This is a genomic window from Noviherbaspirillum massiliense JC206, assembly GCF_000312045.1.
Classification (GTDB): Bacteria; Pseudomonadota; Gammaproteobacteria; order Burkholderiales; family Burkholderiaceae_D; genus Noviherbaspirillum; species Noviherbaspirillum massiliense.
This window is the reverse complement of sequence record NZ_HE978634.1, coordinates 2,031,167-2,043,455: the sequence shown is the minus strand read 5'-3', so window position 1 is coordinate 2,043,455 and position 12,289 is coordinate 2,031,167. Positions and strand designations below refer to the sequence as shown.

11 protein-coding genes are annotated in these 12,289 nt (G+C 58.7%); all 11 read left to right on the top strand.

Annotation, left to right across the window (positions count from 1 at the left end):
* The first annotated feature begins 56 nt into the window (after window positions 1-56).
* The 11 genes from truA (at window position 57) to HGHM_RS10020 (ending at window position 12,289) form a co-directional block, all read left to right on the top strand.
* Window positions 57-869, top strand: a complete 813-nt coding sequence (gene truA / locus HGHM_RS10070; protein ID WP_019141404.1) for a tRNA pseudouridine(38-40) synthase TruA — start codon at window positions 57-59, stop codon at window positions 867-869.
* Window positions 870-958: 89 nt separating this feature from the next.
* The gene (locus tag HGHM_RS10065) at window positions 959-1,630 is read left to right on the top strand and encodes a phosphoribosylanthranilate isomerase (RefSeq protein WP_019141403.1); all 672 of its coding nucleotides are present in this window, start codon (window positions 959-961) and stop codon (window positions 1,628-1,630) included.
* A 13-nt stretch (window positions 1,631-1,643) separates the two neighbouring features.
* On the top strand, window positions 1,644-2,915 hold the full coding sequence (gene trpB, locus HGHM_RS10060; protein WP_019141402.1) for a tryptophan synthase subunit beta: 1,272 nt from the start codon (window positions 1,644-1,646) through the stop codon (window positions 2,913-2,915).
* A 134-nt stretch (window positions 2,916-3,049) separates the two neighbouring features.
* Window positions 3,050-3,847 carry a tryptophan synthase subunit alpha gene (gene trpA, locus HGHM_RS10055; RefSeq protein WP_026075888.1) on the top strand — a complete coding sequence of 266 codons (798 nt, stop codon included), beginning with the start codon at window positions 3,050-3,052 and terminating at the stop codon, window positions 3,845-3,847.
* Between the two features lie 107 nt (window positions 3,848-3,954).
* The gene (gene accD, locus HGHM_RS10050; protein WP_019141400.1) at window positions 3,955-4,827 is read left to right on the top strand and encodes an acetyl-CoA carboxylase, carboxyltransferase subunit beta; all 873 of its coding nucleotides are present in this window, start codon (window positions 3,955-3,957) and stop codon (window positions 4,825-4,827) included.
* 88 nt (window positions 4,828-4,915) lie between these two features.
* Entirely contained in the window at window positions 4,916-6,217 is a 1,302-nt protein-coding gene (folC, locus tag HGHM_RS10045) for a bifunctional tetrahydrofolate synthase/dihydrofolate synthase (protein WP_019141399.1), read from the top strand.
* 19 nt (window positions 6,218-6,236) lie between these two features.
* Window positions 6,237-7,166 (top strand): SPOR domain-containing protein, encoded by a 930-nt coding sequence (locus HGHM_RS10040; protein WP_026075887.1) that lies wholly within the window; start codon window positions 6,237-6,239, stop codon window positions 7,164-7,166.
* A gap of 12 nt (window positions 7,167-7,178) precedes the next feature.
* The gene (locus HGHM_RS10035) at window positions 7,179-7,667 is read left to right on the top strand and encodes a CvpA family protein (protein ID WP_019141397.1); all 489 of its coding nucleotides are present in this window, start codon (window positions 7,179-7,181) and stop codon (window positions 7,665-7,667) included.
* Between the two features lie 24 nt (window positions 7,668-7,691).
* Window positions 7,692-9,209 (top strand): amidophosphoribosyltransferase, encoded by a 1,518-nt coding sequence (gene purF / locus HGHM_RS10030; RefSeq protein WP_019141396.1) that lies wholly within the window; start codon window positions 7,692-7,694, stop codon window positions 9,207-9,209.
* Window positions 9,210-9,250: 41 nt separating this feature from the next.
* A complete protein-coding gene (locus tag HGHM_RS10025; RefSeq protein WP_019141395.1) occupies window positions 9,251-10,495 on the top strand; it encodes a cystathionine gamma-synthase family protein in 1,245 nt (414 codons plus the stop codon).
* Between the two features lie 90 nt (window positions 10,496-10,585).
* Window positions 10,586-12,289 (top strand): GspE/PulE family protein, encoded by a 1,704-nt coding sequence (locus HGHM_RS10020; RefSeq protein WP_019141394.1) that lies wholly within the window; start codon window positions 10,586-10,588, stop codon window positions 12,287-12,289.

Sequence of the window (12,289 nt, the reverse complement as noted above, 5' to 3'; positions counted from 1 at the left end):
AAGGCTTTGCCTGCGCCCGTTTTGTTTTGCTGCCGCCTAATGAAAACGGACCTGAATTGAAACGTATTGTCCTGGGCATTCAATATGATGGAACCCCCTGGCGCGGTTGGCAGACTCAGCCGGGCGGCGGGACGGTGCAGGATACGCTCGAGGAAGCACTGAAGAAATTCAGCTTGATGCGCATTGCCACCACCTGTGCCGGTCGCACCGATGCTGGCGTGCATGCGCTGGAGCAAGTCATCCACTTTGACACCGAACTTGAACGCGAGTCATTTTCCTGGGTAAGAGGTGTCAACGCGTTTTTGCCCTCGTCAATTGCAGTGCGATGGGCGCACCAATTGACGGATGGGGTGTCGGAACAGTTTCATGCACGCTTCAGCGCCACTGCGCGCACCTATCATTACGTGCTGTATAACCATCCGGTGCGGGCACCGCTATTAGCAGGCAAGGCCGGCTGGGTATTCCGCCCGCTCGAGGTGGAACCCATGCGCAAGGCGGCGCAGTACTTGCTCGGGAATCATGACTTTTCGGCATTCAGAGCAGCCGAGTGCCAGGCCAAGTCGCCCGTCAAGACCATGCATGAAATCCGGATCGAACGGCAGGGCAATCTGATTGTCTTTACTTTGAAGGCCAACGCCTTTTTGCATCACATGGTACGCAATATCGTCGGTTCCCTGATTGTGGTTGGAAACGGTAATCAACCGCCGGAATGGTTGCAGGATTTGCTGGCGGGGCGGGACCGCAGTCGGGCGGCGCCGACATTCATGCCCGATGGCTTGTATTTGTCGAGGATCGATTACGATGCCCGATGGGGTTTGCCGCAGGAAGCGGCTTGCGACGTGCTCTTGCGCCTTGGTCTGCAGTCTTGAGCGGACATCGAAAACAATACAGCTACCGCCTAACGGGCCGGGAAGCGGCATGGAACATAATCGTCAACTGGATTCATTTGAACACTGAAATGGAACATCGTACCCGGATCAAGATCTGCGGCCTAACACGGCTGGAAGATGTGCATGCGGCAGTGGCCGCAGGGGCGGACGCGCTCGGATTCGTGTTTTACCCCAAGAGCCCGCGCTACGTATCCCCGGACCGTGCCGCGGAATTGATCAGCGCCATGCCGCCGTTCGTGACCGCCGCCGGTCTGTTCGTCAATGCGGCACCCGGTGAGGTGGCTGACATCGTAGAGCGGACCGGCGTGTCGCTGTTGCAGTTTCATGGGGATGAGAGCCCGGAGCAATGCCATGCGGCGGCAAATGCGGCGAAGCGGCGCTTTCTGCGAGCCGTGCGAATGCGCCCTGATGGCGGGGGCAGTGATTTGCTAGAATACGAACGTCAATGTCACGCCGCCAGCCCATTGTTTGCAGGATTGTTGCTCGATGCATTCGTGGAAGCTTATGGTGGCGCAGGAAAGGTATTCGATTGGTCTCTGATCCCAAAAGAACTCGCGCCTCGGGTCGTTTTGAGTGGTGGCTTGAACGCGCAAAACGCGGCTGAAGCTGTCAGCCGGGTACGCCCTTATGCGGTCGATGTCAGCAGTGGCGTCGAGTTCGAAAAAGGCATCAAGGAGCACGCTAAGATCCGCGCCTTCATCGGCGCAGTGCACCAGGCAGATGCCGCATTATCCGAATAAAGCGAGATTCACAATGAAAGAGTTGAACCCGCTCGATCACTATTCCGAGCGTCAAGCCGTGCCGACCACGGCCATTTATCAGTCTGCCACTTACAATCTTCCAGATGCACGCGGCCACTTCGGCCAGTATGGCGGTTCCTTTGTTTCGGAAACCTTGACGCATGCGCTGTCCGAGCTGAAGGAGGGATATGCCCATTTTCGCAAGGATCCCGAGTTCCTGGCCGAATTCGAGAACGAGCTCAAGCATTTCGTCGGCCGGCCCAGTCCGATTTACCACGCCAAGCGCTGGTCCGAAATGGCGGGCGGCGCGCAAATCTATTTCAAGCGCGAAGACCTGAATCACACGGGGGCGCACAAGATCAACAACGTGATCGGCCAGGCCCTGCTCGCCAAGCGCATGGGCAAGCCGCGCGTCATTGCGGAAACCGGGGCAGGGCAGCACGGTGTGGCGACTGCCACGATCTGTGCCCGTTTCGGGCTGGAATGCGTGATCTACATGGGCAGCGAAGATGTGAAGCGCCAGGTGCAGAACGTCTACCGGATGGAACTGCTGGGCGCCAAGGTGGTGCCGGTCGAATCCGGTTCGAAGACTCTGAAGGATGCGCTGAATGAAGCCATGCGCGACTGGGTCACGAATGTGGAGAACACGTTCTATATCATCGGTACGGTGGCTGGCCCCCATCCTTATCCGATGATGGTGAGGGATTTCCAGTCGGTGATCGGCCAGGAATGCCTGGTGCAGATGCCGGAACTCGCCGGCCGCCAGCCGGACTACGTCGTGGCTTGCATTGGCGGCGGATCGAATGCGATGGGGATTTTCTATCCCTATATCGACCACAAGGATGTGCAACTGATTGGCGTAGAAGCCGCGGGAGAAGGGCTGGAAACCGGAAAGCATTCCGCCTCCCTGATCGCAGGTTCACCTGGCGTGTTGCACGGGAACCGTACCTACCTCTTGCAGGACGAGAATGGCCAGATCATCGAAACGCATTCCGTCTCGGCGGGTCTGGACTATCCCGGCGTCGGCCCCGAGCATGCTTGGCTGAAGGATGCGGGCCGGGCGAAATATGTGTCCATTACCGACGATGAGGCGCTCGAGGCTTTCCATCAGTGCTGTCGGATAGAAGGCATTATTCCTGCGCTGGAATCGAGCCATGCGCTCGCCTACGCTGCCAATCTGGCTGCGACGCTGCCGAAGGACAAGATCATCCTGGCCAACCTGTCGGGCCGTGGGGACAAGGATATGCATACGGTGGCCGAGCGTATGAAGAAGACTCTCAAATAGTTTCTTTATGCTATCGCCTGGCGATCCCCACAATAACAATAATTACGCCGTTCCTGTGAGGCCCGCCTGGCTTTCTTAAAAGATGTTGCCGGGCACCAGCGCGCTGGAACGCTTTCCGAACTACCGAATCGACCATGTCAAGAATCCAAACCACCCTGTCTGCTCTGACAGAGAAAAACAGGAAGGGATTGATTCCCTTCATCACAGCGGGCTTTCCAGTGCCCGAGCTGACCGTTTCCTTGATGCATGCACTGGTAGAGGGTGGTGCCGACATCATCGAACTCGGCATACCTTTCTCCGATCCAATGGCGGACGGACCGGTAATCCAGCGCGCCTCGGAGCAGGCCCTCGAGCATGGAGTAAGCCTGTGCCATGTGCTGCAGTACGTGCATGAATTTCGAACTGTCAATCAGGCCACGCCCATCGTGCTCATGGGTTATGCCAACCCGATAGAGCGAATGGGTGTAAAGGAATTTATCCAGGCCGCAAAGGAGGCCGGGGTAGATGGCGTACTGGTGGTCGATTACCCCCCGGAAGAATGCCAGGAATTTGCAGTAGCGCTACGCAGCAGCAACATGGATCCGATCTTCCTGTTGGCGCCCACTTCGACAGATGAACGTATCGAGCAGGTCGGACAGTTGGCCAGTGGTTATGTGTATTACGTGTCACTGAAAGGGGTGACCGGCTCCGGCCACCTCGACCTGGCCGCGGTTGCGGCAGCGATGCCGAAGATTAAAAAGCATGTGCATGTGCCAGTCGGCGTGGGATTTGGAATTCGTGACGCCCAAACGGCAAAGGCAATCGCCTCGGTATCGGACGCGGTAGTCATCGGCAGCCGGATCATTCAGGAACTGGAAAACACGCCGCGTGAACGGGCGGTGCAGGCGGTCCGCGAATTTATTGCAGGAATCCGGAAAGCGTTAGATGCATAACTGTTCCAATGGGAACAGAAGGGCGGGAAGTATTGCCTGTAAGCCATATTGGCTTATGCCAACACGAGCGGTACAATGCGCCAAGCAAAAAACTGAAAGAAGGCACCATGAGCTGGCTTGAAAAATTACTTCCTCCGAGGATTCAGCGTTCCGATTCTGCGAACCGCAAGACGGTGCCGGAAGGACTGTGGGTCAAGTGCCCCTCCTGCGAAGCCGTCCTGTATCGCACAGACCTCGAATCGAATCTTCATGTCTGCCCGAAATGCGATCATCACATGCGCATCCGTGCACGCGAACGGCTGGATGCCTTGCTCGATGCCGGCGGACGTTATGAGATTGGCCAGGAAACCCTGCCTGTTGATACTCTGAAATTCAAGGACAACAAAAAGTATCCGGACCGGCTGAAAGCGGCCATGGAAGCCACCGGCGAAACCGATGCCATGGTAGTCATGGGCGGTGCCATCATGTCAGTGCCGGTGGTGGTTGCCTGCTTCGAATTCGAATTCATGACCGGATCAATGGGTTCGGTGGTCGGCGAGCGTTTCGTTCGCGGCGCGCAGACGGCACTGGAACAGAAAGTCCCCTTCATCTGCATCACGGCAAGCGGCGGAGCGCGCATGCAGGAAGGCTTGCTGTCGCTGATGCAGATGGCGAAAACGACAGCCATGCTGACTAAATTGGCGGAGAAAAAGCTGCCATTCATTTCGATCCTGACCGATCCGACCACCGGCGGCGTATCAGCTTCATTCGCATTCTTGGGCGATGTCGTCATTGCGGAGCCGAAAGCCATGATCGGCTTTGCCGGTCCTCGCGTCATTGAAAATACCGTGCGGGAAAAACTTCCGGAAGGCTTCCAGCGCGCCGAATTCCTGTTGCAAAAAGGCGCCATTGACATGATCGTCGATCGTCGCAAAATGCGGGAAGAACTCGCCCGCCTGCTGGCATTGCTACAGAATCAGCCGGCCGACGTCGTGGCTTAATCAGGCCGACGCACACTTCAAGCCCGGGCGATTTCTGTCCGGGCTTTTTGCTTGCAGCGGTCCTAACAATCTTTGTACCGTATTGAGCATGCAAAATCTTCCTACCACCCTGACAGACTGGCTGGCCGCGCTCGAGAAGCTGCATCCGAAGGCAATCGACATGGGCCTTGAGCGTGTCTCCCACGTGAAAGAGCGCCTGGGCATTGCGTTCGATTGCCCGGTCATCACCGTAGGTGGCACCAATGGCAAGGGATCAACCTGCGCCATGCTGGAGTCGATCCTGCTGCAGGCCGGCTATCGCGTCGGGCTGTACACCTCTCCGCATCTATTGAACTTCAATGAAAGGGCGCGGATCAATGGTGAGCCGGTCGAGGATGATGTCCTGATTGCCAATTTCGCAGCTGTGGAAGAAAAGCGGGGGGATGTGTCTCTCACGTATTTCGAATTCACTACTCTGGCCATCCTGCACCTGTTTGCCGAAGCCAAGCTGGATGCAGTCATCCTTGAAGTCGGATTGGGCGGCCGGCTGGACGCGGTCAACGTGATCGATGCCGATGTGGCAATCGTCACCAGCGTCGACATCGACCATGCCGAATACCTAGGCAACACACGCGAGCAGATCGGGTTCGAAAAGGCCGGCATTTTCCGCCCAGGCAAGACTGCCATCTGCAGTGATCCGATGCCGCCGCAATCCCTGATCGATCACGCCCATGCCATCGGCGCCGACTTGTGGCTGTTGGGGCGGGACTTCAATTACGCCGGTGACAAGCAGCAATGGAACTATGGCGGCCGGGGGCAGCGTCGCAACTCGCTCGGCTACCCCAGCCTGCGTGGCGCGAACCAGTTGCTGAATGCATGCGCTGTACTGGCAGCGCTGGAAGCCTTGCGCAACAGGTTGCCGGTGGGTGCACAGGAAGTGCGTAACGGCCTGGTCCTTGTCGATCTGCCAGGGCGCTTCCAGGTGTTGCCGGGACGGCCAACAGTCATCCTGGATGTGGCCCACAACCCGCATGCTGCAGCAACACTCGCGCAGAATCTCGATAACATGGGATTTCATCCCTATACGTTTGCCGTGTTTGGCGCGATGCAGGACAAGGATATTGCAGGCATCCTCAATCACCTGAAGGGGCGGATCGACCACTGGTGCTTGACGGATTTGCCACTGCCGCGCGCTGCGACGGCGGAGCAATTGAAGGCCAAGCTGGCCGAGGTGGAAATTATTCCAAAGAATGAACCGGGAAGCGAAACGACGATCAAAACCTTCCCTTCACCGGCCGCGGCTTTCGCCGATGCAAGAAATCGGGCAGGCGAGAATGATAGAATTGTGGTCTTTGGATCCTTCCTCACCGTTGCCGGAGTGATGGAAGCCAGAAAATCCGGATCTCACTGATAAATTTCACGGTTAGCGCATGAGCTTGTTATCGTCCCTCAGCAAAGACAAGCAGGACGTCGAGTCCGACGAAAGCGGATTTTCTCCCCGTGCCGAAGAGGCGTCGAGCCCGAGCCCCAAACGTCCTCGCGCGAGACGCAAGTCCAATGCAGCTGATCAAGCGGCCGACCCCATATTGCCGGAGAAGAAACGCGCGCGCCGGCGTTTGATCGGCGTCATCGCCCTGGTATTGGCGGCCGTGATCGGCTTGCCCATGATCCTCGATTCGGAGCCCAAGCCGCTGGCAGAAGACGTCGTCGTTCAGATCCCTTCCAGGGACAAGCCGTCTCATGCGGGCAAGGGTGGTAACGCATCTCTCGCCCAAGCGGCGCCGGACGAAGTGGCTGCCCTCGACCCCAAGGAAGAAATACCGGAACAACCGGCAGCGCGCACGCCATCACCGAACCCGGCTAGTCGTGTTACGCTGGAAGCGCCGCGTGCAGCGGTCTCCACTCCTCAATCAGAAACTCCAGCACCTGCAAAACCAAGGGAAAGCGAAAAACCGTCCGAGCCGGCCAAGGCTGGCAACGACAAGCCGGCCCAGCATGCGACAGCCAAGATCGAGAGCAAGCCGGAGGTGAAGCCTGCGGCAAAGGACACTGAAGCAACGCGTGCCTTGGCCATCCTCGACGGGAAAGCTGAAAGCAGAGGGGAGATCGTCAAGGCCAGCACCGCGAAGTCCGGAAAATTCATCATCCAGGTGGCTGCTCTCGCTTCCAAGGAAAAGGCAAGCGAATTGCAGGGCAGACTCAAGGGCGCCGGGATCAAGTCGTATACCGAAAAAATCGACTCCGGCGCGGGAGGCAAGATCCGGGTCAGAGTTGGTCCGTTTGCGAGCAGGGAAGAGGCCGACAGGATGCGCGCCAAGCTGGGAAAACTGGGCCTGACAGGCACCCTGGTTTCAGCCTGAGTCGTTTGAGTCGTGACGCTGTTTGATTATCTGGTTCTGTTCGTACTGATTTGCTCGGTCGTGATCAGTACGCTGCGCGGCTTGATGAAGGAAATCCTGTCGCTGCTGAGCTGGATCGTGTCGTTCGTGCTTGCCAATGCATACAGCGAAGACCTGGCCGGAATGCTGGCCGGTCTGCTCCCGGGAAGTACTACCCGATTGATCGTTTCCTTCATCGTTCTTTTTATCGGCGTAAGATGCCTGATGATGCTGCTGTCGATGGCAGTGGATGCATTGGTCAAGGCGAGCGGCCTGACGCTTGCCGACCGCGGGCTCGGCGGCTTGTTCGGCCTCGGGCGCGGCCTGGTGATCGTGATCGCAGCGGTCTTATTGTGCGGCATGACTGCGATTCCCAAGCAGCCGTTCTGGAAGAATGCCTTGCTCAGCCCCATGGCAGAGACCGCGGCACGTACCATCAAGCCTTTCCTGCCTGGCGATTTTGCGCGGCACGTACAGTTTTGAATTGTTCTCGTTGAGGAGTCCACCATGTGTGGCATAGTTGGCGTCTTTTCCCACAGTCCCGTCAATCAGCTTATTTACGATGCGCTGCTCCTGCTGCAGCATCGTGGCCAGGATGCGGCCGGTATTGCAACTGGCCATGGCGACAAGTTTTACATGCACAAGGCGAACGGCCTGGTGCGCGATGTATTCCGCACCCGCAACATGCGTTCGCTCCCCGGCAATGCAGGCATCGGCCAGTGCCGTTATCCCACGGCGGGCTCGGACAGCGAAGAAGAGGCGCAGCCTTTCTACGTCAATGCACCATTCGGCATCACTCTGGCACATAACGGCAATCTCACCAACTGGGAGCAGCTCAAGAAAGAACTGTTCAAGAATGACCGGCGCCACATCAATACCGCGTCGGACTCGGAAGTCCTGCTGAATGTGCTGGCCCACGAGATCCAGCAGGCGACCACCGGCTACTCGCTGGATCCGTCTTCGCTGTTCAAGGCAGTGTCGATGCTGCACAAGCGGGTGCGCGGCTCCTACGCAGTGGTGGCGCAGGTTGCCGGCTACGGCCTGCTTGCGTTTCGCGACCCGTTCGGGATCCGCCCGCTGTGCATCGGCTTCAATGAATCCGACCAGGGTACCGAATACATGGTCGCCAGCGAGTCGGTTGCGCTGGAAGGCCTGGGATTCCGCTTCCTGCGCGACGTGATGCCAGGGGAAGCCATTTTCATTGACCTGGAAGGCAGGCTGTACAACCAGCAATGCGCGGAAAATGCGACGCTGAATCCCTGCGCGTTCGAATTCGTTTACCTGGCCCGCCCCGATTCCATCATCGATGGCGCCTCGGTCTATGCGACCCGCCTGAAGATGGGTGAGTACCTTGCCGAAAAGGTCCGGCGCGAATATTCACTCGGCGATATCGATGTCGTGATGCCTATCCCCGATTCCTCCCGGCCGGCAGCGATGGAACTGGCGTTGGAGCTGAACCTGAACTATCGCGAAGGCTTCATCAAGAACCGCTACATCGGCCGCACCTTCATCATGCCCGGGCAGGGAGTGCGCAGGAAATCGGTGCGCCAGAAGCTCAATGCGATCGGCGCCGAATTCAAGGGCAAGAGCGTCCTGCTGGTCGATGACTCCATCGTACGCGGCACCACCAGCCGCGAGATCGTGCAGATGGCACGCGACTCGGGCGCCAAGCGGGTGATTTTCGCGTCCGCCGCGCCGCCGGTGAAATTCCCGAACGTATATGGCATCGACATGCCTACGCGCAGCGAGTTGATCGCCCACGGCCGCACGGAGGAAGAGGTGTGCCGGGAGATCACCGCCGACGGACTGGTATATCAGGACGTGGAAGCCTTGCGGCGCTCGATTTCCGACGTGAACCCGGCGCTCAAGAGTTTCGAGGCATCCTGCTTTGACGGCGTCTATGTCACGGGCGATGTATCGCGCGATTACCTGGAACACATCGAATTGGTGCGCAATACGCCGAAGGCATCGAGCGAGGATGTCGTGCGGTCGCAGCTCAATTTGAATCTGGCGCAGGTGGACTGACTGGCAGCCGATTGAGACAGGTTTTACGGTTTTTTCTGAACATGACTGACGCAAACAAGCACGGCTTCACCACCACCATACTCCACGGCGACCGGCAGAAGCCGATTGAACACGGATCGCTGCACAAACCCATCCATACCTCGGTTGCATTCGGATACAAGGATGCGCACGAACTGGCGGCAGTATTCCAGGGCAGGCAGCCCGGCTACCGCTACGGGCGGCAAGGCAATCCGACGGTCTCCGCACTGGAAGACAAGATCACCAAAATGGAGCAGGGCGTGGCAACGGTCTGCTTTTCCACCGGCATGGCAGCCATCGGCGCGGTCGTGCAGGCCTTGCTGCGCAAGGGCGACCATGTAGTGTCGTCATCCTTCCTGTTCGGGAACACCAACAGCCTGTGGCAGACTGCCGGAGGCTTGGGAATCGATGTGTCCTTCGTGGACGCGACCGATGTGTGCCAGGTCGAGGCGGCACTCACGCCATCCACCCGGGTCGTGTTCGTCGAGACGATCGCCAATCCGCGCACCCAGGTCGCCGACCTGAAGCGTATCGGTGAACTGTGCCGCGACCGCGGCATTCTGTACATCGTCGACAACACCATGACGTCGCCTTATCTGTTTCAGCCTAAGAAAGTGGGCGCGGGGTTGGTGGTGAATGCCTTGACCAAATCGATTGGCGGCCATGGCAATGCACTGGGCGGAGCCCTGACCGATACCGGCGTGTTCGACTGGTCGGGCTTTCCCAACATTTTCGACAACTACAAGCGTTATCCGTCGGCCCAATGGGGCATGGCTCAGCTGCGTGCCAAGGCCTTGCGCGATTTCGGCGGCACGCTTGCTCCGGAAGCGGCACATCACATTGCCGTCGGCGCTGAAACCATGGCACTGCGCATCGAGCGCGAATGCCAGAATGCGATGGCACTGGCCACCATGCTTAGCCAGGACCCGCGCGTGGCCGCCGTCCACTATCCGGGCCTGCCTTCGCATCCGCAGCATGGAATTGCGAGCGAGCTTTTCGCGAGTTATGGCGGCCTGTTCAGCTTCGAGCTGAAAGATGGCATCGATTGCTTCGACTATCTGAACCGCCTGAAAATCGCCATCCCGGCCAGCAATCTCGGCGACACCCGAACCCTGGTCATCCCGGTTGCGCACACGATTTTCTATGAGATGGGGGCACAGCGGCGCGCCAGCATGGGCATCGCCGAATCACTGATCCGGGTTTCCGTGGGCATTGAAGACACCGCTGATCTGGTCGAGGACTTCCGGCAAGCGCTGGATGTCGCATAAGCGCCATTATCCAAAATCCTCAACAAAAACAATTCGCTACGGCAACTAGTTTGGACCTAAAATACACGTAACTTTTTGTAAGGAACGTGTATGGCAAGGCCGGAAAAAGTCCGTCTGGGTGAAATTCTCGTGCAGCAGAAGCTGCTCTCCGAAGAGCAGCTTCAGTTTTCGCTGGCCGAGCAGAAGCGCACCGGACGCAAGCTTGGGCGGATTTTCATCGAAAACGGCTTCGTCACCGAAGAGGAGATCTGCGGCGCGCTCGCCAAGCAGCTCAATCTCCCTTACATCAACCTCAAGTTCTTTAACGTCAATCCCGACATTGTCCGTCTGCTGCCGGAAACCCAGGCGCGCCGCTTCCGCGCGATTGCCCTGGAAGACCGCGGCTCGGCCTTGCTCGTCGGTGTCGCCGATCCGACCGACTTGTTCGCATATGACGAGATCACGCGCCTGACCCGCAGAGTCATCGAGCTGGCGGTGGTCAATGAGAGCGAACTGCTGCAGACGGTCGACCGCATCTATCGCCGCACCGAGGAAATCACCGACTTCGCCCGGGAGCTGGAGCAGGACCTGGGAGACAGCTACGTGGATTTCGGCGGCTTGGGCGGGGCGCCGGGGATCGAGGAAGCGCCGGTCGTCAAGCTGCTCCAGTCGATTTTCGACGACGCCACCCAGGTCAGGGCATCCGACATTCATATCGAGCCGCAGGAAGCGCGCCTGCACATCCGGTTCCGCATCGATGGTGTCCTGCATTTGCAGACGGAAGCCGACATCAAGATCTCGCCGGCCCTGGCGCTGCGCCTGAAGCTCATGTCCGGCCTCGACATCTCCGAGAAGCGGCTTCCGCAGGATGGGCGCTTCGCCATCAAGGTGAAGCAGCAGCAGGTCGATGTGCGTATCTCGACCATGCCAACCCAATATGGCGAATCGGTGGTCATGCGTTTGCTGAACCAGAGCGGCGGGGCGCTCAGGCTGGATTCCATCGGCATGCCGGCAGCGATGCTGAAAAGGTTTCGCGCCATCCTTGAGCGTCCGAACGGGCTGGTACTGGTCACCGGACCGACCGGCAGCGGCAAGACGACCACCCTCTATGGCGCGCTGGCAGAGCTGAATTCCACTGAACGAAAACTGATTACCGTCGAGGACCCGGTCGAATACCGGCTGCCCGGGATCAACCAGGTTCAGGTCAATGAAAAGATCGACCTCACCTTCGCTCGCGTTCTGCGCGCCGCCTTGCGCCAGGATCCGGACGTGGTGCTGGTGGGCGAGATGCGCGACCAGGAAACCGCGCAGATCGGCATGCGCGCCGCACTCACCGGTCACCTCGTGCTGTCCACCCTCCATACCAACGACGCCGTTAGTACGCCGGTTCGCCTGCTGGACATGGGCGTGCCTCGCTACATGGTAGCGACTTCGCTCCAGGCAGTGCTCGCGCAGCGCCTGGTGAGGGTGATCTGCGAAAGCTGCGCCGAACCCTATACCCTGAAAGCCAGTGAACAGGAATGGCTGAAGGCCGAGCTCGGGGAAACGGTGGCCCAGCGTCAATACCTGCATGGTCGTGGATGCTCGCACTGCAACGGAACCGGCTACAGGGGACGCACCGGCGTGTATGAAATGCTGGAAATGACCGAGGCGGTCGCCGATGCCGCCAACCATGAAGATCCGGCCCATTTCATGAAGGTCGCCCATATGCAAATGGCCGGCCAGACCCTGCGCAGGCATGCAGTCGCGCTGGTAGTGGCGGGCAAGACCACCGTGTCGGAAGCAATGCGAGTCAGCAACCAGTTCGAGGATTAA

Excerpts from the sequence above, each read along its gene's own strand:
- HGHM_RS10065 (WP_019141403.1), top strand. The coding sequence starts at position 959 with ATGGAACATCGTACCCGGATCAAGATCTGCGGCCTAACACGGCTGGAA.
- trpB (WP_019141402.1), top strand. The coding sequence starts at position 1,644 with ATGAAAGAGTTGAACCCGCTCGATCACTATTCCGAGCGTCAAGCCGTG.
- trpA (WP_026075888.1), top strand. The coding sequence starts at position 3,050 with ATGTCAAGAATCCAAACCACCCTGTCTGCTCTGACAGAGAAAAACAGG.
- accD (WP_019141400.1), top strand. The coding sequence starts at position 3,955 with ATGAGCTGGCTTGAAAAATTACTTCCTCCGAGGATTCAGCGTTCCGAT.
- folC (WP_019141399.1), top strand. The coding sequence starts at position 4,916 with ATGCAAAATCTTCCTACCACCCTGACAGACTGGCTGGCCGCGCTCGAG.
- HGHM_RS10040 (WP_026075887.1), top strand. The coding sequence starts at position 6,237 with ATGAGCTTGTTATCGTCCCTCAGCAAAGACAAGCAGGACGTCGAGTCC.
- purF (WP_019141396.1), top strand. The coding sequence starts at position 7,692 with ATGTGTGGCATAGTTGGCGTCTTTTCCCACAGTCCCGTCAATCAGCTT.
- HGHM_RS10025 (WP_019141395.1), top strand. The coding sequence starts at position 9,251 with ATGACTGACGCAAACAAGCACGGCTTCACCACCACCATACTCCACGGC.
- HGHM_RS10020 (WP_019141394.1), top strand. The coding sequence starts at position 10,586 with ATGGCAAGGCCGGAAAAAGTCCGTCTGGGTGAAATTCTCGTGCAGCAG.